Source organism: Sphingomonas taxi (assembly GCF_000764535.1).
Taxonomy (GTDB): domain Bacteria; phylum Pseudomonadota; class Alphaproteobacteria; order Sphingomonadales; family Sphingomonadaceae; genus Sphingomonas; species Sphingomonas taxi.
This window is the reverse complement of sequence record NZ_CP009571.1, coordinates 906,994-928,745: the sequence shown is the minus strand read 5'-3', so window position 1 is coordinate 928,745 and position 21,752 is coordinate 906,994. Positions and strand designations below refer to the sequence as shown.

The following is a 21,752-nucleotide window of genomic DNA, read 5'->3' as shown; positions in this document are numbered from 1 at the left end:
GGGGGAAGGCATGACATTTTGACTTTCCCGCGGCGCTCCTCTACGGGCGCCGCTTCCCTTCCAGGCTGGTCGGAACCAGCCGCATCCGGAGCATCGTGACGTGAAGAAAGATACCCATCCCGACTACCACATGATCAAGGTCCAGATGACCGACGGTACCGTGTTCGAGACCCGCTCCACCTGGGGCAAGGAAGGCGACACGATGCAGCTCGACATCGATCCGCTGGCGCACCCGGCGTGGACCGGTGGTCGCGGCACGATGCTCGACGCCGGCGGCCAGGTCGCCCGCTTCAACAAGCGCTTCGGCGGTGGGCTCACGCTCCGCAAGAGCTGATCAGCGCGTTAACGCGAACATAACCATGGTCTGGATAGACCGTGGCTATGTTCGCGGCAGAGTTCGAACCTGCACTGACCTACGGCCGGCGTCGCGCCTCGCGCACGCCGGTTTCGTTCGATGGCGATATCGGCAAGGCCAACCGCGCCTTGTGCAAGGTCGTGGACATCTCGATCCACGGCGCACGCCTCCAGACCTATTGTCCGCTGACCCGCCACAGCATGATCTGGCTGACGCTGCCCGGCGAAGCGCCGATCGCCGCCGAGGTTCGCTGGGCGGAGGATTTCGCGGCCGGCTGCCGCTTCAAACAGGCGCTCGATCTCGACGTGTTCGAAAAGCTCGTCGCGTTGAATCGGGCAGGGCGTTGATCCAACTCACCCCTTGATCCCGCGGCCCGACGTCGCCATAGGCTTGCGCGGGAGTCGGGCGGACGTGGTCGTCGCCAACCCGGTCAGGTCCGGAAGGAAGCAGCCGCAACGATTTCGCCGCGGGTCGTCCCGGCTCCCACCCTATAGCATCGGGTCAATTGGATCGCTTGAGCCAGGAACGCTCGCGGAACCACTTGGTGACGATATATTTCGTCCCCTCCACCACCGCCGTCCCCTCGTGCAGCGTCGCCGTATTGGGCGTGCCGTCGGGGTTCATGTTGTTCCAGGCGAGCAGCAGCCCTTGCCGCGGTGCGATCTTGAACCCGGCCTGCGGAAACCAGGTCGCGCCCCCCTCGGCGACGTCGTTGAGATAGATCATCGTCGTCCACGTCCGCTGCCCGCCGGACGCCTGCATCTGCTCCCAATAGCTCTCGGTCTCGTGGAAATAGTCGTGATGCGCGCGGAATTGCTGTCCGGCGGCATAGCGCTGGCCCTGCAGCGTCTCGCCATGGTCGGCAGGCAGGCCGAGCAGTGCGGCGATCGCCTCGTCGATCGGCTGCACCTCGGGCGCATAGCGGTTCATGTCGCAGCTCTCGCTGGTGCGGAAGCCGGGGTCGGCACGATCCGACAGCAGCGACGACGGCCGGCGGTTGGCGTCGATCATTGCGATCAGCGTCGCGCATTGCGCCGCATCGAGGAAATCGAGCTGATAATAGATCTGGATCGCCGGCACCTCGGCCCGGACGACGGCGGGATTGGCGTCGAGCCGCTGCGCGACGCGGGCACCGGCCTGCTGGCGCAGCGGGGAAGGGGCGGGCGCTTTGCGACGGGCGAACATGGCGGGAAAATGCCGTCGCCGCGCCTCAAAGACAACCGTCAAAGCAGGGTAACGCCCCGCCCGATCAATAGAAGATGCCGTACACCGTATCGATCACCAGCCCGCTGCGCAGGTCGACCAGTAGCGCATCGTCATAATAGCGCACCCAGCGATACGGACCATAGGCCTCGGGCAGGCGATAGGCATAGGGATCGCCGATCCAATAGGCGCGGCTGAACAACACCGGCGACAGCGGCACGCCGACCCCGAACCGGCGATAGCCGCGGCCCCAGCCCGACGGCGCGTAATAGCGCGGCAGGCGATAGGCGCCGCGGTTCACCGCGCGATAGCGGTTCCAGTCATACCGGTCGTCGTCGCGCCAGCGCCGGTCCCAGGCGCCGCCCCGCTGCCCCGCGCGCCAGTCGCGCGCCGCCGGGCCGCGATCGTCGAACCGGCGCTCGTCCCAGCCGCGGCCGTCGTCGGCACGGCCGACGTTGCCGCGGCCGACGTTGCCCCAGCCGACGTTGGGGCCGCGGTCGGGACGCGGGTCGTCGCGATCCGGCCGCGGCCCGCGATCGGGACGGTCGTCGCGAAAGCCCGGTCCCCCATCGCCGGGGCCGCGCCCCGGACCATCGTCGCGGCGCTCGCGCGGCGGCGGCGGACCACGATCCGGCCCGAAGTTGCCCGGCTGCGGCCGCTCGGCGCGGCCCTGGCCCTGCCAGCCGCGATCGCCCGAGGGCTCCGGCCGCGGCCCGGCATCCGGGCGTGGGCCGCGGTCCGGCCCCGGCCCGCGCTGGTCCCAGCCGCCGCGTCCGTCCTGCGCCTGCGCGGCCACCGGCATCAGCATCGATGCCGCCAGCAACGCCTTGATCACGGTCTTCATCCTGTTCGTCCTCAACCCGCCGGCGCACGAGCCGACTCCGATGATGACTCCTTCTAGCGACGACGCGATGTGACGAAGCTGAATTGGATCGTCAGCGTTCCGACAGCTTGTCGCGCGCGGCGTCGGCCGGCGGGGGCACGAGCGCCGGGACGACGCTCGCCGCGTCGGCGGGATCGATACCGGGTCGCGCGCCGGCGGGGATCGTCTCCTCGCCGCGGGCGGCGCGACCGGCACGCTGGATCGCCTCGATCAGCCGCGGATAGATGCCGCAGCGGCACAGGTTGCGGATCGCGCCGCGGATATCGGCCTCGCTGGGATCGGGACTGCGCTTGAGCAGCACTGCGGCGGCCATGAGGATGCCGGGGATGCAGAAGCCGCATTGCGGCACGTTGGCGGCAATGAAGGCGAGTTGCAGCGGGTGGTTGCGCTCGCGCGACAGGCCCTCGATCGTGGTGACGTAGCTGCCCTCGACCGATCCGATCGCGACCCGGCACGACAGCACCGCGCGCCCGTCGACATCCACCGTGCACGCGCCGCAATCGCCGGTGCCACAGCCATATTTCGTCCCGGTCAGGTTCGATGCGTCGCGCAACGCCCACAGCAGGGGCGTGGCGGGATCGAGCCGGTATTCGACCGGCTGGTTGTTGACCGTGAGGCGCGACATGGCGCCTCTTAAGCGAAACGCCGCGTTTCGATCCAGATGATTGCGGTACGACCCGCGAGGCGCGACCTTGCCGGCATGACGCTTCCGACGCTGTTCGTGCCGCATGGCGGCGGCCCCTGCTTCTTCATGGACCCGGGCGGTGGGCCGCCCGATCCGATGTGGCGGCCGATGCAGGCCTATCTCGCCGGCCTGCTCGCCACGCTGCCGGAGCGGCCACGCGCGATCCTGATGGTCTCGGGCCATTGGGAGACGCCGGAGCTCACCGTCCATGTCGGCGAGCGACCGTCGTTGCTGTTCGACTATCACAACTTTCCCTCGCACACCTACCGCCTGCGCTGGGATGCGCCGGGGGCGCCCGATGTCGCCCGCCGCGCCGCGACACTGCTGCGCGGTGCAGGTCATGCGGTCGGCGAGGAGGCGGCGCGCGGCTGGGACCATGGCGTGTTCATCCCGATGATGGTCGCCGATCCCGCCGCCACCATCCCGCTGGCGCAACTGTCGCTGCGCGCCGACCTCGACCCGGCGGCGCATGTCGCGATCGGGCGGGCGCTCGCGCCGCTCCGCGACGAGGGCGTGCTGATCGTCGGATCGGGGATGAGCTTCCACAATCTGCGTGCCCGCGGGCCGCAGCTGACGCTGGTCGCCGCCGCATGGGACGCGGCGCTCACCGACGCGGTCACCGATCCCGATTCCGCCCGCCGCGCGGCGCGGGTGATCGACTGGGAAAGCTTGCCGCACGCCCGCTTCGCCCATCCCGAGGCCGAGCATCTGCTGCCGCTGATGGTCGCGCTCGGTGCAGGCGGCGAGGCGGCGGCGGTATGCGACTATCGCGACGTCGTGCTCGGCTGGGCGGTGACGGCCTATCGCTTCGGCTGAGCCGCATCGGCGCGGTCGCCCGCGCCCAGCCGCGGCGCCGGCCGGTCGGTGGCGAGCGCGGCGTCGGAAAAGTGGATCGGCGTCCGCAGCCCGCGGATCGGCGGCTGGTCGAGCACCATGCCTCGCGCCAGCACCTGCGGATCGGTGAGCGCCTGTTCGACGGTATTGATCGGCCCCGCCGGCACGCCCGCCGCCTCCAGCCCGCCGAGCAGGCCATCGCGCGCGAAGGTCCGCGTCGCGGCGGTGATCTCCGCGAATAGCGGCACCTTATGTTCCAGCCGCAACGCGTTGGTCGCATAGCGCGGATCGTCGGCGTTCAGGCCGACGACGGCGCAGAAGCGGCGGAACTGGCCGTCGTTGCCGACCGCGAGGATGAACCAGCCATCCGCGGTCTCGAACACCGCATAGGGGCAGACGTTGAGATGAGCGTTGCCGACGCGTGCCGGCGTGACGCCGCTGGCGAAGTAATTCGCCGCCTGATTGGCGAGCACCCCGGTCATCGTGTCGAGCAGTGCCATGTCGATCCACTGGCCGCGCCCGGTCCGCTCGCGCATCGCCAGCGCCGCCTGGATCGCGATCACCGCATACAGGCCGGTGGTGATATCGGCCATCGCGACGCCGATCTTCTGCGGCGCGCCGTCGGGGTCGCCGGTCAGGTCCATCATCCCGCTCATCCCCTGGACGATGAAGTCATAGCCGGCGCGCGGCGCATAGGGGCCGTCCTGGCCGAAGCCGGTGATCGAACAATAGACGAGGCGCGGGTTGAGCGCCGACAGGCTGGCATAATCGAGCCCGTATTTGACCAGCCCGCCGACCTTGAAATTCTCGATCAGCACATCGGCGTCGGCGGCGAGCGCGCGGACCCGCTGCTGCCCTTCGGCGGTGGTGAAGTCGATGACGTGGCTGGTCTTGCCGCGGTTGCAGGCGTGGAAATAGGCGGCGTCGCGCGTGCCGTCGTCATAGTCGACGAACGGCGGCCCCCACGTCCGCGTGTCGTCGCCCGCAGGACTCTCGATCTTGGTGACCTCGGCACCGAGATCGGCGAGCACCTGTCCCGCCCACGGGCCGGCGAGGATACGCGCGAGTTCGAGCACCTTGAGCCCGGCCAGCGGGTGGTCAGCCACCGCGCTGCTCCTGCGCCAGCCGCAGGTTCAAAACGCCGCTATCCCGGTGATCGCGCGGCCGAGGATCAGCGCGTGGACGTCGTGCGCGCCCTCATAGGTGTTCACCGTCTCGAGGTTCATCATATGGCGCATCACCTGATATTCGCCCGAGATGCCGTTGCCGCCGTGCATGTCGCGGCTCATCCGCGCGATCTCCAGCGCCTTGCCGACGTTGTTGCGCTTGACGAGGCTGACCATTTCCGGCGCGAACCGGCCTTCGTCCATCAGCCGCCCGACGCGCAGCGACGCCTGCAACCCGAGCGCGATCTCGGTCTCCATATCGGCGAGCTTCTTCTGGTAGAGCTGCCGTCCGGCGAGCGGCGTGCCGAACTGCTTGCGGTCGAGGCCATATTGGCGCGCGGCATGGAAGCAGAATTCCGCCGCGCCGAGCGCGCCCCAGCTGATCCCGTAACGCGCGCGATTGAGGCAACCGAACGGCCCCTTCAATCCCTCGACGCCGGGCAGCAGCGCATCCTCGCCGACCTCGACGTCCTCCATCACGATTCCGCCGGTGATCGAGGCGCGCAACGACAGCTTGCCCTCGATCTTCGGCGCGGACAGCCCCTTCATGTCCTTGGTGAGCACGAAGCCGCGGATCGCGCCATCATGCGCGTCCGACTTGGCCCAGACGACGAAGACGTCGGCGATCGGACTGTTCGAAATCCAGGTCTTGGCGCCGGAGAGGACGTAGCCGCCATCGACCTTGCGCGCCCGCGTCGTCATCCCGCCGGGGTCGGAACCGGCATCGGGCTCGGTCAGCCCGAAACAGCCGATATATTCGCCGCTCGCGAGCTTGGGCAGGAAGGCGCGCTTCTGCTCCTCCGAGCCGTAGGCGAAGATCGGATACATCACGAGGCTCGACTGCACGCTCATCATCGAGCGATAGCCCGAGTCGATCCGCTCGACCTCGCGCGCCACCAGCCCATAAGCGACGTAACCCGCGCCGACGCCGCCATAGTCCTCGGGCAGCGTCGGCCCAAGCAGGCCGAGCTCGCCCATCTCGCGGAAGATCGCGGGATCGGTGTGCTCGGTGCGGAACGCCTCGACGATCCGCGGCGCAAGCTTGTCCTGCGCATAGCCGCGCGCGGTATCGCGGATCATCCGCTCGTCCTCGCTCAACTGATCGTCGAGCAGGAAGGGATCGGCCCAGTCGAACTTGCCCATGCCGGCCATCGCATCGTCTCCTTTTGAAGGTGCGGTACGGGGGATGGGGCAGGAGGGCAAGGCCCGAGAAAGTCCTCCCCCGCCAGGGGGAGGAATACGAACGCCCTACAACCCGAAGCGCAGCGTCACGCGGATGTCACGCCCGGCAAGCGGCGCGAAGTCCTTGAGGAAGCTCGAATGGCGCCGCGCGACCACGTCGAACAGGTTGTTCGCCGACAGCAGCAGGCTGGTCTTGCTGTCCTTGCCGAACGGGCTGATCGAGGCCGAGGCGTTGACCATCGTATAGTCGCTGGTCGGCGTCTCGAACGCGGCGATGCGGTTCTGTTCGAAGACATGCTCGACCTCGACGCGCCCGCCGAGCCGTTCGCCCTGCGCCTCGATGCCGCCGAGCACGCGCGCCGGCGGGATGCGCGGCGCCGGCCCGAGGTCGACGATATTGGCGTGGACGTAATCGCCAAGCAGGTCGGCGTTGATCGTATAGTCGCCGATCCGCGCCAGCCGCACCGAGGCATCCGCCTCGAAGCCGTAATAGCGCGCGTCGCCTTGTTGGTACTGGAAGCAGGGCAGGCCATCGAGTTCGTCGGTGCGCGTCAGGCAGACCGAGGGATCGACGCGGTTCTCCGAGATATAGTTGGTGAACCAGTTGTAATAAGCCGAAGCGTCGAAGCTGTAGCCGTCGCCATGCGCGTGCAACGTCGCTTCCAGCCCCCAGGATTTCTCGAGCCGGAAATCGGGATCGCCCAGCTCATAGGCCTGCGTGCCGGCATGCGGCCCGTTGGCGAGCAATTCTTCCGCCGACGGCGCCCGCTCGGTCCGCGAGCCGTTGAGGCCGATGCGGATGCCGTCGCCGATCGCATAGGAGGCGCCGATCGAGCCCGACAGCGCCTCGAAATGACGCGTGCCGCCGAAGAAGCGGTCCTCGCCATAGGGCACGCGGCCGGCGACGTCGGTCAGTTCGTAGCGCAGCCCGCCCTCGGCGCGGAACGGCCCCGCGCTATATTGTTGCAGCGTGAAGAAGCCGGTCTGGTTGGTCTCGTTCTTGGGCAGGAAGGCTTCGTCGCCGACGACGTTGAAGATGCGGTTGAAATACTGGACGCCGCTCGCGCCCTGCCAGCCGCCGCGGTTCGCCTGGACGACCTCGAGTCGCCCTTCGAGCCCCTTGTTGTAGAAGGCGGTGCCGACGCTGCCGTCTTCCTCCAGCTCGAAATGGCGATAGCTCGCTTGGCCAGCGCGGATGCGGATCTTGTCGAGCCACTCGCCGCCGGTGTTGATCTCGCCGCGCAAATCGACGCGGTTCTGCACGACCGACAGCCGCGGCGCCTCCTGCTCCTGCCCGACCGCAGTCGCATAGCGGATCGGCACGCCGTAGAGGCTGTCGTAATGGCTGTACGACACGCCGAGATTGCCGGTGTCGGTGATGATCGACGCGCCCGCGCCCGCGGTCCACGTCGTCGCCGCCGAATTGGGCAGGCGGTTGCGCAGGCCGGCGGAGGCAGCGAAGTCGATCGGCTCGTCGGTATCCTGTGGCAGGCCGACCTGGCTCAGCGCCGCGGCCCGCGCGCTCGGCGACAGCAGATAGCCGCGGCCGGTGCGCAGATCGTCCGCCTTGAGGTACGAGCCATCGGCATGCAGCACGAGATGCTCGCCGACCGCGACGTCGCCCGCCGCGCCGCCCGACCGCTCGTTCGCCGCGGAGCCGTAATTGGCGATGCCGTTCAACCGATAGCCGTTCTCGGGCACGGTCCGCGGGATGCGCGTATCGATGACGTTGACCACGCCGCCGACCGCCGACGAGCCGAACAGCAGCGCGGAGGGGCCGCGCAGCACCTCGATCCGCTCGGCGAGCAGCGGATCGATGATGACGGCATGATCGACGCTGGTGTTCGACACGTCGATCGAGCCGATGCCGTCGGTCAGCACGCGGATGCGGTCGCCTTGGAAGCCGCGCAGGATCGGCCGCGACGCGCTCGGCCCGAACGAGGTCGCCGACACGCCGGGCTGGCGCGCCAGCGTCTCGCCGATCGTCGGGCGCAGGTTGCGGGTCAGTTCCTCGCCCGAGATCACCGAAGTGCCCTGCAACACGTCGCGCTCGCTCTGCGGCACCGCCGCGGTGACGATGATGTCGCGGCTCTGCGGCGCCGGGGTGGCGGCCGGGTCGGTCTGGGCGAGGGCGGGGGCAGCAATCAGGGCGGCGCCAGCCAGCAGGGAAAACTTCAGCATCGAAACTCCGCGGTGCACGATAGAGAACCCGCGATTGTGCAGGTGCGAAACATCTAGGCGATATGTTACATTATATCCAAGCGCATTCGGTCGCGGTTCGTCGTGCCGAAATCTCGCTTCGTCGCGCTACAAACTCGTGCGCACGTCGAGCAATTCGGGAAAGAAACGCTGTTCCACCACCTTGGCGAGATAGGGCACGCCGGCGGTGCCGCCGGTGCCGGTCTTGAAGCCGATCACCCGCTCGACCGTCTTGAGATGCCCGAACCGCCAGAGCTGGACGTGATATTCCAGATCGACCAGTTTCTCGGCGAGCTCATAGAGATCCCAATGGTCGTGCGGCTGGCCGTAGACGATCGCCCAGCAAGCCTCCACCTCGCGCGACGGCGGCGCGATCTGCGCGAAGTCGCGCTCGATCCGTTCCGCGGGCACCGGCAGGCCGCGGCGCGCGAGCAGCCGCAGCGCCTCGTCGTACAGGCTCGGCACCGCAAGCTCCGCCGTCAGGCGCGCGCGCACGGCCTCTTCCACGAACAGCGCGAGCATCGCCGCATTGCGATTGCCCATGATGAATTCGAGGCAGCGATATTGATCGGACTGGAAGCCCGAACTCTGCCCCAGGCTGCCACGCATCGCGGCATAATCCGCCGGGGTCATCGTCGCCAGCACCTCCCACGACTGGATGAGCTGCGTCTGGATGCGGCTGACCCGCGCCATCATCTTGAGCGCCGGCGGCAGATCGTCCGCCGCGATCCGCCGCCGCGCTTCGCCGAGTTCGTGCAGGCAGAGCTTCATCCACAGCTCCGACGCCTGATGGATCGTCACGAACAGCAATTCGTCATGCACGCCGCTCAGCGGCGTTTGCAGGTCGAGCAATTCCGGCAGGCGCAGGTAGCTGCGATAAGTGATCGTCATTGCAGCAGCTTAGCCGAAGCCGTCACCGCTCTCCAGCAGCAGCACCGCCAGCGTCGCGCGCGCGCCGGCGGCGTGCGTCACTACCAGATCGGCGACCAGCCGGCCGGGCACCGGCAAATCCTCCTCGGGCAGCGCCGCGAGCCAGTCGCCGGGATCGCCACCGGCGACCGCCACGTCGAGCGTCAGCCGCCAGCCGGTGAAGGTGGCGCTCGACCACGGCCGCTCGTGCACCGTGACGGGGTGCACGGTCAGCCCATGACAGGCGGCACTCGCCGCCAGCGCGCGATGCAGCCGGGTCTGTCCGTCGGAACGGCGGATCATGCCTCCGTCCCGTCGATGAACCGCGTGATCCGCGCCGCGACCGCCGGACCGATCACGCGACCGCGCACCATGTCGGTGACCAGCCTCGGGTCGTTGACCGCGAGCCGGCCGAACTGCGTCCGCGACATGTTGGTCCGCCGCAGATAGCGGTCGATCTTGAGCAGCAATGACATCGTTCCCTCCCGAATCCCTGGGGTGATGTTCCTGATCTGTTCCGGTCGATCCAACTTGTCTAGGAAAATTTCCTACGCTACATCTGTCGGCATGGCACAAGGCGAGGCAGGGCTGCGGCTGAAGGCACTGGCGGCGGCGCGGGGCGACAGCCTCGCGGCGCTGTCGGCGATGCTCGGTCGCAACGCCGCCTATCTCCAGCAATTCGTCGCACGCGGCTCGCCGCGCCGGCTCGCGCCCGACGATCGCCGCCGGCTCGCCGATTATTTCGGTGTCGATGAGGTCGAGCTCGGCGGGGATCCCGGCCGCCGCCCATTTACGCTGCCGCGACTCGACGTCGCCGCCTCGGCGGGGCCGGGCGCGTTCGTCGATGGCGAGGTGACGCTCGGCGCGGCGGCGATCGATCCGGCGCTGGCGATGCGGCTGGGGTTGCGCGAGGGGATGGCGGCGATCGTCCGCGTGCGCGGCGATTCGATGGAGCCCGGGCTGGTCGACGGCGACCTGATCGTCGTCGATCAGGCGCGTCGCACGCCGGATGCGCAGGGGCGGGTCTTCGTCATCCGCATCGACGACGCCGTCATGGTCAAGCGTATCGCGCGGCGCCGTGAGAGGCTGACGATCGCCAGCGACAATCCCGCCGCGCCGCCGGTGCCGGACGGCAAAGTGGAGGTGATCGGCCGGGTCGTCTGGCTGATGCGCGAGCCGCGCTGATCAGCGGCGGCTGCCGCGCAGCCACACCGCGACCGCACCTGCCGCGCCGATCGCCAGCCCAGCGAGGAAACCGATCGTCACCTGACCCTGGATCAGGCCGACGACCGCGCCGCCGATCGAGCAGATCGCCACGAGAATGCCGCCGGCGGCGGAAGGAGGAGTTTCGGCCATGCCGCGGTCCTGCCACGTCCCGCGACGAGACGCCAGATCGCCCTCCATGCCGGCGCCGCGGTGGTCGGCGGTGGCTCGACGGTCCGATCCCCGCCTCTCACCCTTGCCCGCGTCCGGTCGCGGTCCAGTAGATGCCTCCCAGCAGGTGTTGCAGGTAACGGTCGTCGCGGTACATCTCGACATTGTGGCCGAGCAGGGTGACGAAGACGCGCCCCTTCTCGTAGGAATGATACCAGGCCTCGGGATGGTCCTTGCCCATCCGCCGGCCGATCTGCCCCGGCCAGATCCGCGTCGGATCGTAGCTCGTCTCGTCGGCATTCAGCACCGGATGGATCGTCACCTTATAGGGGTTGGCGGTGACGTAATATTCGTCGCTCCAGATCCAGCGATCGGGCAGGCCGAAGGTCGCGGGAAAGCTTTTGTCGGTCACCGTCACCACGCCGGTCTGCAGCATCGGGTGGTTGACGAAGGAGCGGCCGACCAGTTGCTCGTACCACGGCCACGCCGCCGGCGGGATGATCGCGGCGCGATGCACCACCAGCGCATTGCCGCCGCCGCGCATATAGGCCTCGAACCGCCGCCGTCGCGGTTCGCTCAGCGTCTCGGCGGGCGTGTTGAGGAACATCACCGTGGCATATTGGCCGAGATCGCCGTCGAACGCTGTACCGTCGCTCGTCCAGGTCACGGCGAAGCCGTGCAGCCGCGCCAGCCGCTCCAGATTTTCCCGCGCGACGGGGATGTATTCATAATGATAGGTGCTCGGCGCGGCGATAACGAGCAGCTTGAACTGGTCCTCCGCCACCGCGGCGGCGGGGACGAGCGACACGGCCAGCGCGGCGAGCAGGGGCAGGGCCTTCATGGCGTTCCTTTCATCGGCGAACGTTCGCTCGCATGCCCGCGCCGGGCGCGACGGCGCAACCGCAACCTTCGTCGGGCTCGCCGTCGCGGCCATACCGCGCCCGGCCGGGCGATATGCACGGTCGTTCGAGCGCAAAAGCGTCGGAAATGGGACTGTTGCGAGCCACGGACGCGCGCTAGGACGGCGCTATGCTGTTGCGTTTGGGGTGGTTCGGGCTTGGCGCGACTGCCGTGCTCCTTCTTCCCGGACAAACCGCGGCGCAGACCATGCCGGCGGAGGCGACGCCGCTCGATCCCAATGCACCGCTCGCGCCGCTGCCCGACATCGGTGTCGCCTGGCCCGAGCTGGGCGCCGACCCCGCCGGCGCGGCGGCCGCGGCGGCGACCGACGGGGCCGCCGAACGGCGCTATAGCTGGCGGATCGACGGTATCGACACCGCCGCGACGCCGCTGCTGCGCAAGCGCTTCGAGGAATTGTCGACGCTCGATGCCAACGATGGCAGCGTCGCCAATGCCGCGCAACTCGACCGCCGCGCGCGCGAGGACGCCGACCTGCTCCAGACGCTGTTGCGCGGCGAGGGCTATTATGACGCGCGGGTGACGACGCGGGTCGAGGCCGGCGCCAAGCCGCTCGTCGTGCTCGCCGCCGAGCCCGGCACGCTCTATCGGCTCAAGGACGTGACGCTCGGCGGCATCGCCGCAGCGGGCGCCAAGGCGCAGCCGCTGCGCGAGGCGTTCGGTGTAAAGCCGCAGGATCCGGTCAATGCCGATGCGATCGTCGCCGGCACCGCGCGCCTCACCGCGAAGATCGGCCAGTCCGGTTTCCCCTTTGCCGACGTCGGCGAGCCGCAGGTCGTCGTCGACCACGCCAGCAAGAGCGCGACGCTCGACCTCCAGGTCGCGCCCGGCGCCGAGAGCCGCTTCGGCAAGTTCGTCGCGCTGCCCGGCAACCGCGTGTTCGACGCCGAACACGTGCAGGAGATCGCCCGCCTGTCCCCCGGCGATACGTTCGACGCGACGACGCTCGACGATCTGCGCCGCGCGTTGATCCAGACCGGGCTCGTCTCCTCGGTCGAGGTCAAGCCGATCCCTGGCGACGCATCCGGCACCGTCGACATCGGCGTCAAGCTCGCCGCCGCGCCGCCGCACACCATCGCCGGCGAGCTGGGCTATGGCACCGGCGAGGGCGCCCGCGCCGAATTGAGCTGGACGCATCGCAACCTGTTCCCGCCGGAAGGCGCGCTGACGCTGCGCAGCGTGCTCGGCACCCGCGAACAGCTCGGCAGCGTCGTCTTCCGCCGCAACAATTTCGGCGACCGCGATCGCGTCTTCACCGCGCAGATCTCCGCCAGCCACGTCCAGCGCGACGCCTATGAGGCCAAGACCTATACCGTCGCCGCCAATATCGAGCGGCAGACGACGATCTTCTTCCAGAAGACCTGGACCTGGTCGATCGGCGGCGAGGTGCTCAGCTCCGACGAACGCGACGTCATCGCCGCGACCGGCGAGCCGCGCCGCCGCACCTTCTACATCGCCGCCGCGCCGACCAGCCTCAATTACGACGGCTCGGACGATCTGCTCAACCCGACCCGCGGCTTCCGCCTCGGTGGCCGGTTCAGCCCGGAATTCTCGCTCGAGAACGACGCCTTCGGTTATGCGCGCGTGCAGATCGACGCCAGCGCCTACCAGCCGGCGCACCGCGGCGTCGTGCTGGCCGAGCGTATCCGGCTCGGCTCGATCCTCGGCGCATCGCGCGACAGCATCGCGCCGTCACGGCGCTTCTATGCCGGCGGCGGCGCCTCGGTACGCGGCTACGGCTATCAGGCGATCGGCCCGCGCGACGTCAACAACGATCCTATCGGCGGCCGCAGCCTCGCCGAATTCTCGATCGAGGCGCGGGTCAAGACCTTCGGCAATTTCGGCATCGTCCCCTTCCTCGACGGCGGCACGATCTACACCAGCGCGATCCCGAAGCTCGGCGACTTCCAATACGGCGCCGGCGTCGGCGTTCGCTATTATTCCAACTTCGGCCCGATCCGCTTCGACGTCGGCACCCCGCTCAATCCGCAGCCGGGCGACAGCCGCATCGCCGTCTACGTGTCGCTGGGGCAGGCGTTTTGAGGCGCTGGCTGCGGCGCATTGCGACTGCGCTGGTCGCGCTCGCCGCGATCGCCGCGCTGGCGCTGCTGATCGTCGACACCGACGTTGGTCATCGCTGGGTGGCGCAACGGATCGGCGCGATCCGCACCGCCAACGGGCTGCGCTTCACCATCGGCCGGATCGACGGTTCGCTCTACGGCCGGTCGCGGCTCAAGGACGTGCGCGTCTACGATCTCGACGGTCTGCTCGTCCAGGCGCCCGCGGTCGACCTCGACTGGGCGCCGTGGCGCTGGGCGCGGCACCAGCTCGTCATCAAGCGGCTCGCGATCGCGCAGGCGACGCTGTTTCACGTTCCCCATACCCGACCGTCGGCGCGCTCGGGGCCGATCCTGCCGGATTTCGATATCCGCATCGGGGCGCTGGGCGTCGATCGGTTGGTGCTCGCCCGCCGCGTGCTCGGCAGCGAGCGGGTCGGCCGCGTCGCCGGCCGCGCCGACATCCGCCACGGTCGCGCGCTGGTCCGGCTCGACGCGCGCATCGCCGGCTCCGACCGGCTCGCGCTGCGCCTCGACGCCGAGCCCGACCGCGACCGCTTCGACGTCGACGTCCGCGCCGCGGGCGCCGCCGGCGGCGTGCTCGCGCGCAGCCTCGGGCTGAAGCGCAGCGTCGCGCTCGACATCGACGGCGACGGCCGCTGGTCGCGCTGGCGGGGCAGGGCGACCGGCCGCGTCGGTGCCGCGCGCGCGCTCGACCTCGCGCTGGCGGCGACCGACGGCCGGTATACGCTGTCCGGCGAGATCGCCCCCGCCGGCATCGTCACCGGCGCCGCGCTGCGCCTCGCCGGCCCGCGGATGCGCGTCCGCGGCGACGCGACCTTCGCCGACCGCCGCCTCGACGGCCGGCTCGACCTGCGCAGCCCGGCGCTCGCGCTGGATGCGGTCGGGCTGGTCGATCTCGGCGCCAACGCCTGGCGCAACGTGCGAGTGCGCGCGCGGCTGCTCCGCCCGGCGGCGGTGATCCCGACGATGACCGGAACCGGCGTCGAGCTGCGTGCCGTGTTCGACGGCGGCTTCCGCACCGCCCGTTTCGATTATCGCCTGAAGGCGGATCGGCTCGCGATCGACCGTACCGGGCTCGACACCGTCCGCCTCGCCGGCAGCGGCCGGCTCGGGCCGGGCAAGCTGACGCTGCCGACCCGCTTCACCGCGGCGCAGGTCACCGGCATCGGCACCGTCGCCGGCGGTATCCTGCGCAACTTCAGCCTCGACGGGCCGCTCGTGCTCAACGGGTCGCTGCTGACCGGCGACGCGCTGCGGCTGCGCTCCGACAAGCTGGCCGGCCGGCTGATGGTCGCGCTCGACCTCGCCACCGGCCGCTACGAAATCGGGCTCAACGGCACGCTCAACCGCCTGTTCATCAAGGGGCTCGGCGTCGTCGACCTGCGTTCCGATCTGCGCGTCGTGCCGGGGCCGGGCGGCCGGGGCACGCGCATCGTCGGTCGCGGCACCGCGCAGGTGGTGCGGCTCGACAACGGCTTCCTGCGCGGCCTCACCGGCGGCCTGCCGCGCATCGTCACCAACCTCGAACGCAGCGCCGACGGCCTGCTTCATTTCTCGAACATGGTGCTGACCTCGCCGCTGCTCACGCTGCGCGGCAATGGCTATCGCCGCGTCGACGACACCTTCCATATCGAGGCGAGCGGCCGCCACGGCACCTACGGTCCGGTGACGCTGCGCCTCGACGGCAAGATCGATCGCCCGACGCTCGATCTCCAGTTCGCCGCCCCGAATGATGCACTCGGCCTGTCGCAGGTGCGCGCGCATCTCGATCCCACCCCGACCGGCTTCACCTGGCGCGGCGAAGGCGGGTCGCGGCTCGGGCCGTTCACCGCGGCGGGATCGATCCTGCTGCTGCCGCCCGGCGTCGACGACATCCTCGTCGTCGATCGCATAGCGGTTAGCGGCACCACCGCCGCCGGCCGGCTGGCGATGGGCCATGGCGGCTTCACCGGTCGCCTCGCCGTCACCGGCGGCGGACTGGCGGGGGAGCTGCTGTTCCGCCCGGTCGGCACCGTGCAGCGCATCGAGACGCATCTCGACGCCACCAACGCGCGGCTCGGCGCCGCCACCCTGCGCCGCGGCCATGTCGATGCCGCGCTGCTGCTCGACCCCGCCGGCACCGCTCTCGACCTCACCGCGACCGGCGCCGGCGTCCGGCAGGGCCGGCTCAGCCTCGCCCGCTTCGCCGCCAATGCGAAGCTGCGCGGCGGCGTCGGCGAGGTGCGCGCCTCGATCGCCGGCTCGCGCGGCCGTGCCTTCGACATCCAGACGGTGACGCAGGTCGCCCCCGATCGGTTCTCGGTCGCCGCGCAGGGCACGCTCGATCGCCGTCCGCTGCGCCTGCTCTCGCCCGCCGAGATCACCCGCGACGGCGACGGCTGGACACTCGCGCCGACCCGGCTCAGCTTCGCCGGCGGCGAGGCGCAGGTCGGCGGCCGGTTCAGCGACGCCGCATTGGCCGTCGACGCCTCGCTCACCCGCATGCCGCTGGCGATCCTCGACATCGGCTATCCGCGCCTCGGCCTCAGCGGCACCGCCTCGGGCAGCGTCAGCTATGCGACCGCCGCCGGTGCCGCGCCGACCGGCAAGGCCGATCTCACCGTACGTGGGCTCAGCCGCGCCGGGCTGGTGCTGGCGTCGCGACCGATCGATCTCGGCCTCGCCGCCGTACTGTCCGCCGACCGGCTCGGCGTGCGCGCGGTGATGGCCTCGGGCGGCAGGACGATCGGCCGCGCGCAGGCGTTGCTGCGGCCGTTGGGGGAGGGCGATCTCGCCAGCCGCATCGCCGTCGCGCCGCTGTTTGCGCAATTGCGCTACCAGGGTCCGGCGGACACCGTCTGGCGGCTGACCGGCCTCGAACTGTTCGACCTCTCCGGCCCGGTCGCGATCGGCGCCGACGTCAGCGGCCGGATCGGCGCGCCGGTGATCCGCGGCGTGCTGCAGGCCAATGGCGCACGCATCGAGAGCGCCAATACCGGCACCATCCTCACCAACGTCCAGGCGACCGGCCGTTTCGGCGGCTCGCGCCTGCAGATCGACCGGTTCGCCGCCGACGCCGGCAAGGGCGGCCGCGTCACCGGCAGCGGCGGCTTCGACTTCGCCGCGGCGCACGGCATCGGCCTCGACCTCAAGCTGCGCGCCGATCACGCGGTGATGATCAACCGCGACGACATCGGCGCGACCGTCACCGGGCCGCTCACCTTCACTTCCGACGGCGCCGGCGGCACGATCGCGGGAGACGTCGTCCTCGACCGCAGCCGCTACCGGCTCGGCCAGGCGAGCGCCGCCAGCGCATTGCCGCAGCTCAAGATCCGCGAGATCAATCTGCTCGAGGGCGGCGAGGAGGACGAGGCGCCGCCCGCGCCGTGGACGCTGGCGATCAAGGCGAAGGCCCCCGACAAGGTCATCGTCAGCGGCCTCGGCCTGTCGAGCGAATGGTCCGCCGAGCTCGGCATCGCCGGCCAGCCCGGCAACCCCGCGATCACCGGCCAGGCGAACATGATCCGCGGCGATTATGAATTCGCCGGCCGCAAGTTCCAGCTGTCGCGCGGCGTCATCCGCTTCGCCGGCGAGGTGCCCGCCAATCCGGTGCTCGATATCGAGGCGAACGCCGACAGCACCGGCCTCAATGCGACGATCCGCGTCACCGGCACCGCGCTCAAGCCCGAGATCGGCTTCACCAGCACCCCGGCGCTACCCGAGGACGAACTGCTCTCGCGGCTGCTGTTCGGCACCTCGATCACGCGATTGTCCGCGCCGGAGGCGTTGCAGCTCGCCGCGGCGGTGGCGGCGTTGCAGAACGGCGGCAACGGCCTCAACCCGATCAACGCGGTACGCCGCGCCGCCGGGCTCGACCGGCTGCGCATCCTCCCCGCCGATCCGCAGACCGGCCAGGGCACCTCGATCGCCGCCGGCAAATACGTGACCCGCCGCCTCTATGCGGAGATCGTCACCGACGGTCAGGGCTATTCGGCGACGCAGGTCGAATTCCAGGTGACCCGCTGGCTCTCGCTGCTGTCGAGCATCTCGACGCTCGGCCGACAGAGCGCCAACGTCCGCGTGTCGAAGGATTATTGAGCTCGTTGCGGCAGCGGTCTTCCTCGCTGGGCCTCGGGCTATTCATCGAACTGTAGCATTTGCGCAACATTCAGAAACATTTTGAGTTATGTTGGTCAGCCAGATTGACCCATCGAGAGTCCTGAACCTAACAGCGGCGTTGAGCTAAAAAATTCTTTGTTCAGGGGCTGTTAGATGATCTTCCGTGCTTCCCGGTCGCATGCTCTGTTGGGCGCAAGCGTGCTCGCTCTCGCAGGATTTGCCAGCCCGGCTGCCGCGCAGACGGCCACGCCAGCGCCGACCCAACCCGCCGACGTCGCCGCGCAGGACCCTGGCCAGGATCAGACTGGCGTCGCCCAGACGACGGGGGCGCCGGCAGCGCCGGATCAGGCCGGAGGCGCTGATATCGTCGTCACCGGCTCGCGCATTGCGCGGCCCGAATTCGACACGTTGCAGCCGACGCAGGTGATCGGCGCGGCGCAGATCCAGAACCGCGGCTATACCAACGTCGGTCAGGCACTGACCGAGCTTCCCGCCTTCGGCCCACCGGGCAACAGCGGAGTCGGCGCGCAATCGTCCTTCGGCCCGGCGCAGACCTTCGTCGACTTCTTCGGTCTCGGTACGCAGCGTACGCTGGTGCTGGTCAATGGCCGCCGTTTCGTCTCGTCGAACACCGCCAGCATTTTTGGTCCAGTATCCGCCGGTACGCAGGTCGACCTCAACAACATCCCCTCGACCCTGGTCGAGCGGATCGAGACGGTCGCGATCGGCGGCGCACCGATCTACGGGTCCGACGCGATCGCCGGCACCGTCAACATCATCCTCAAGCGCAATTTCGAAGGCCTGAACCTCGAGGCGCAGACCGGCCTGTCCGATCACGACGATGCCCCTGACAACCGCCTAAGCCTGCTCGCCGGCAAGAACTTCGCGGGAGGACGCGGCAATATCACGATCTCGGGCGAGTATAACAAAGTCACCGGTCTGACTGCCAGCGATCGCGCGATTACCGCCGCCGGCAATTTCTTCGGCACGCCCCCCGCCTCCGCCAATTCGCAATTCGCCCGTCTGCTCTATCCGTCGCAGCGTTACAGCGCCTTCACCAGCGGCGGCGTGCCGTTCAGTGAGGACGATTATCTCGCGTCAAGTTCGGGCATCCGAAATGCTGCGGGTCAGCTACAGCAGTTCGGGCCGAATGGCACGCTGGTGCCGCTCGATCTCGGAACCGTGCTCCGTCAGGGCTATATCAGCAGCGGCGGCAACGGCTACGATTTGCCCGCGCAGTCGAATCTGCTCACCAACTCCGAACGCTATATCGGCAGCGTGCAGGCGAGCTATCAGCTGACGGACAACATCCGCTTCTTCGGCGAGGGTTGGTATGTCCACGCCAAGGGCGTCAACCTGATCGACCAGCCCAACTATAATACGGCGCTGTTCGACGATGCCGGCACCCCCGACGGCAACCTGCTCGTCAACATCAACAACCCGTATCTGTCGACGGCCGATCGCGCGACGATCGCCGCCAATCTCGCGCCCGGCCAGCAGCAATTCTACGTGGGTCGCGCGCTCTCGGATCTGACCACCGGACGGTCGCAGGCGACGGTCGAAACCTATCGGTTCGTCGCCGGATTCGACGGCGCACTCGACGTTGGCGGTCACGATTTCAAGTGGGAAGTCTCGGGCGTCTACGGCCGTTCGCAGACCACCGGCCGCAACTATGAGCTCGTCCAGCAGAATTTCGCCAATGCGATCGACGCGGTGCGTGACGCCTCGGGTAATATCACCTGTCGCCCCGGCGCCGTGAACGCCAATATCGCGACGCTCAACAGCACCTGCGCGCCGCTGAACATCTTCGGTGTCGGGCAGGCGAGCCAGGCAGCACGCGACTATATCTTCGCGATCGCCACGCCGCGTTCGGTCAACGAACAATATGTGTTTAACGCCAATATCAATGGTCCGGTGTTCACGTTGTTCGGCAACGACGTCAGCATCTCGGCGGGCTACGAGCATCGCGAAGAGAAGACGCGGTTCGATCCGGGTACCTATTACGCCGGCGAGACGCTCGCCGACGGTACCAAGCAGCAGTTCGGCCGGACCATTCCGATCGACCCGATCGCCGGCAAATATAATACCGACGAAGTCTTCGGCGAATTGGTCGTGCCCTTCGTCTCGAGCAAGAATGCCTTGTCGTGGCTCAAGACGCTCGAGTTCGACGGCGCGGCACGGTACGTCGACAATTCGCTGTCGGGTGGTGATCTCACCTGGACCGCGGGCGGCCGCCTCGGCTTCTTCCGCGATCTGACTTTCCGGGGCAATTTTACCCGGTCGATCCGCTCGCCGGCGATCACCGAGGTGTTCAATCCGACGTCACGCGCGTTCGATGTGGGCAACGATCCTTGCGATGCCCGCTATGTCGGTAGCGGCCCCAATCCGTCGGTACGCGCCGCCAATTGCGCCGCGGCCGGGATCAATACCGCGACGTTCGACTCGAATTTCAGCAACTTCACCATTCCGGTGACGATCGCGGGCAATCCGGCGTTGCAAAACGAGACCGCCGACAGTTGGACCGTCGGTGCAATCTTCCAGCCGCAGTTCGTCCGTGGCTTCTCGCTCGCGGTCGATTGGGTGGACATCAAGCTGAAGAACGCGATCACCTCGCTCGACGGTGCGTCACTGCTCAACGCCTGCTATGATTCGCCGGGCTATCCGAACGAATTTTGCGGCACGTTCGATCGTGACGCTGACGGCCAGCTGACGACGATCCGGGAAGGCTATTACAATGCGGCGTCCTACAAGATGGCCGGCCTGACCGTGACCGCAGCCTATCGCCTGCCGCTTGAACGGATCGGTCTGACGAACGGCGGCGTCGTCGGTCTATCGACCAATTATTTCTACCGCGACAAGCTGGAAACGCAGGTCGGCACCGGCGACATCGATCACACCGCTGGCGAAGTCGGCTATCCGCGTCACTCGGGTACGGCGAACCTCACCTACGACAGCGATAATTTCAATCTGCTCTTCCAGGGCCGATATATCGGCAAGGGTGCCTTCGATATCGACGAGGCGGCCAATTCCCGCGACATTCGCGGCGTCGGGGCCTGGACGGTATTCAACACGACGGTGGGTGTGAAGGTGAACCAGCAGTTTGGTCTGCGCTTCATCGTCGACAACGTCTTCGACCGCGCGCCGCCCTATCCGTCACCGGCTGGCGGTGGGACAACCCAATACTTCTCGGGCATTCTCGGGCGCTATTTCCGCGCCGCGGCGAACGTGAAATTCTAGGACCGTAGTGGTCGGTCACTCGTCGGAGACGATGTTGCGATAGGATGCAAAAAAGGGGCCGGCGGTTTTTCGCCGGCCCCTTTCGTATGTCGAACGCGCTGGTTGTCGAAGCGACCTTACTTCTTCCCCGCGCGCTGCTTGCGGGCGGCGTAGCGGGCGTCGCGCGCTGCCTTCATCTCGGCCTCGGTCGGCATCTTGGGCTTGGCCTTCGCGGCGGCCTCGGCGGCTGCGAGCGCGGCGGCTTCGGCAGCGGCCTTCTTCTCCGCGATCGCCTGTTCGCGCGCGGCCTGCTTGTCGGCGCGCGCCTTCGCGAGCGCGGCTTCCTTGGCTTCGGCGGCGGCGACGCGGGCGGCCACCACGGCCGGGTCGAGCGGCGGCTTGGCGCGCAGCTTCTCCAACGCCGCCTGCTTGGCTTGGGCGGACAGCGCGGCGCGCTCTTGGAACGTCTGGGGCTTGTAGGCTGACATGTGGGGCGTGATGATCCTGTCGATTCGATATGGACGGCGCGCAGCAGGCACGCCGTCTCGGCGACGCCCGTTAAAGCAAAACGCCCGATTCTGCAAAAACGCCCATCGCGGTGCGCCGATCGTCGCGGTAGAGGCGCGCTTTGTGCGCAGCAGGAGCGAGC

The 21,752-nt window shown here is 68.6% G+C and carries 19 protein-coding genes and 1 other RNA gene; 8 read left to right on the top strand and 12 right to left on the bottom strand.

Features of this window, described 5'->3' with window-relative positions:
* Nucleotides 1-100: 100 nt before the first annotated feature.
* The 3 genes from rpmE to ffs all read left to right on the top strand — a co-directional run bounded on the left by rpmE (nt 101) and on the right by ffs (nt 846).
* Nucleotides 101-334, top strand: a complete 234-nt coding sequence (gene rpmE / locus MC45_RS04120; protein ID WP_037535430.1) for a 50S ribosomal protein L31 — start codon at nt 101-103, stop codon at nt 332-334.
* Nucleotides 335-381: 47 nt separating this feature from the next.
* Nucleotides 382-702, top strand: a complete 321-nt coding sequence (locus MC45_RS04115; RefSeq protein WP_038659864.1) for a PilZ domain-containing protein — start codon at nt 382-384, stop codon at nt 700-702.
* Nucleotides 703-748: 46 nt separating this feature from the next.
* Nucleotides 749-846, top strand: an RNA gene (gene ffs / locus MC45_RS18830) — signal recognition particle sRNA small type.
* 10 nt (nt 847-856) lie between these two features.
* Here the strand turns inward: ffs and MC45_RS04110 are convergent.
* From MC45_RS04110 to MC45_RS04100, 3 genes are all read right to left on the bottom strand, one after another.
* Nucleotides 857-1,540 (bottom strand): 2OG-Fe(II) oxygenase, encoded by a 684-nt coding sequence (locus tag MC45_RS04110; protein WP_038659861.1) that lies wholly within the window; start codon nt 1,538-1,540, stop codon nt 857-859.
* Nucleotides 1,541-1,604: 64 nt separating this feature from the next.
* Nucleotides 1,605-2,402 (bottom strand): RcnB family protein, encoded by a 798-nt coding sequence (locus MC45_RS04105; protein ID WP_038659858.1) that lies wholly within the window; start codon nt 2,400-2,402, stop codon nt 1,605-1,607.
* A 91-nt stretch (nt 2,403-2,493) separates the two neighbouring features.
* The gene (locus MC45_RS04100) at nt 2,494-3,066 is read right to left on the bottom strand and encodes a (2Fe-2S)-binding protein (protein ID WP_038659855.1); all 573 of its coding nucleotides are present in this window, start codon (nt 3,064-3,066) and stop codon (nt 2,494-2,496) included.
* A gap of 75 nt (nt 3,067-3,141) precedes the next feature.
* On the opposite strand from MC45_RS04100, the gene MC45_RS04095 reads away from it, so the two are divergent.
* Entirely contained in the window at nt 3,142-3,942 is an 801-nt protein-coding gene (locus tag MC45_RS04095; RefSeq protein ID WP_038659851.1) for a DODA-type extradiol aromatic ring-opening family dioxygenase, read from the top strand.
* On the opposite strand, the gene MC45_RS04090 is transcribed toward MC45_RS04095, so the two are convergent.
* The 6 genes from MC45_RS04090 to MC45_RS19500 form a co-directional block, all read right to left on the bottom strand.
* The gene (locus tag MC45_RS04090; RefSeq protein ID WP_052075503.1) at nt 3,927-5,066 is read right to left on the bottom strand and encodes a CaiB/BaiF CoA transferase family protein; all 1,140 of its coding nucleotides are present in this window, start codon (nt 5,064-5,066) and stop codon (nt 3,927-3,929) included. The genes MC45_RS04095 and MC45_RS04090 overlap by 16 nt on opposite strands.
* A gap of 27 nt (nt 5,067-5,093) precedes the next feature.
* The gene (locus MC45_RS04085) at nt 5,094-6,278 is read right to left on the bottom strand and encodes an acyl-CoA dehydrogenase (protein ID WP_038659848.1); all 1,185 of its coding nucleotides are present in this window, start codon (nt 6,276-6,278) and stop codon (nt 5,094-5,096) included.
* 96 nt (nt 6,279-6,374) lie between these two features.
* A complete protein-coding gene (locus MC45_RS04080) occupies nt 6,375-8,489 on the bottom strand; it encodes a TonB-dependent receptor (protein ID WP_038659845.1) in 2,115 nt (704 codons plus the stop codon).
* 126 nt (nt 8,490-8,615) lie between these two features.
* Entirely contained in the window at nt 8,616-9,398 is a 783-nt protein-coding gene (locus tag MC45_RS04075; protein ID WP_038659842.1) for a tryptophan 2,3-dioxygenase, read from the bottom strand.
* A 9-nt stretch (nt 9,399-9,407) separates the two neighbouring features.
* The gene (locus MC45_RS04070) at nt 9,408-9,719 is read right to left on the bottom strand and encodes a hypothetical protein (RefSeq protein WP_038659839.1); all 312 of its coding nucleotides are present in this window, start codon (nt 9,717-9,719) and stop codon (nt 9,408-9,410) included.
* Nucleotides 9,716-9,892 carry a hypothetical protein gene (locus MC45_RS19500; protein WP_169742520.1) on the bottom strand — a complete coding sequence of 59 codons (177 nt, stop codon included), beginning with the start codon at nt 9,890-9,892 and terminating at the stop codon, nt 9,716-9,718. Before MC45_RS19500 ends, MC45_RS04070 begins: the two co-directional genes overlap by 4 nt.
* Before the next feature lie 91 nt (nt 9,893-9,983).
* On the opposite strand from MC45_RS19500, the gene MC45_RS04065 reads away from it, so the two are divergent.
* Nucleotides 9,984-10,601, top strand: a complete 618-nt coding sequence (locus MC45_RS04065; protein WP_038659836.1) for a LexA family transcriptional regulator — start codon at nt 9,984-9,986, stop codon at nt 10,599-10,601.
* Here the strand turns inward: MC45_RS04065 and MC45_RS19495 are convergent, their stop codons facing one another.
* A complete protein-coding gene (locus MC45_RS19495) occupies nt 10,602-10,772 on the bottom strand; it encodes a hypothetical protein (RefSeq protein WP_169742519.1) in 171 nt (56 codons plus the stop codon).
* 97 nt (nt 10,773-10,869) lie between these two features.
* Nucleotides 10,870-11,631: a ThuA domain-containing protein gene (locus MC45_RS04060; protein WP_038659833.1), complete on the bottom strand. Its 762-nt coding sequence runs from the start codon at nt 11,629-11,631 to the stop codon at nt 10,870-10,872.
* A 188-nt stretch (nt 11,632-11,819) separates the two neighbouring features.
* On the opposite strand from MC45_RS04060, the gene MC45_RS04055 reads away from it, so the two are divergent.
* From MC45_RS04055 to MC45_RS04045, 3 genes are all read left to right on the top strand, one after another.
* The gene (locus tag MC45_RS04055) at nt 11,820-13,751 is read left to right on the top strand and encodes an autotransporter assembly complex protein TamA (protein ID WP_038659830.1); all 1,932 of its coding nucleotides are present in this window, start codon (nt 11,820-11,822) and stop codon (nt 13,749-13,751) included.
* A complete protein-coding gene (locus tag MC45_RS04050) occupies nt 13,748-17,866 on the top strand; it encodes a translocation/assembly module TamB domain-containing protein (RefSeq protein ID WP_179944560.1) in 4,119 nt (1,372 codons plus the stop codon). The genes MC45_RS04055 and MC45_RS04050 overlap by 4 nt, the downstream gene beginning before the upstream one ends.
* Nucleotides 17,867-18,085: 219 nt before the next feature.
* Nucleotides 18,086-21,124, top strand: coding sequence for a TonB-dependent receptor domain-containing protein (locus tag MC45_RS04045; RefSeq protein WP_245640835.1), 3,039 nt, complete (start codon nt 18,086-18,088; stop codon nt 21,122-21,124).
* A gap of 116 nt (nt 21,125-21,240) precedes the next feature.
* Here the strand turns inward: MC45_RS04045 and MC45_RS04040 are convergent, their stop codons facing one another.
* Nucleotides 21,241-21,591 (bottom strand): DUF6481 family protein, encoded by a 351-nt coding sequence (locus tag MC45_RS04040; RefSeq protein ID WP_038659824.1) that lies wholly within the window; start codon nt 21,589-21,591, stop codon nt 21,241-21,243.
* Between the last annotated feature and the right edge of the window lie 161 nt (nt 21,592-21,752).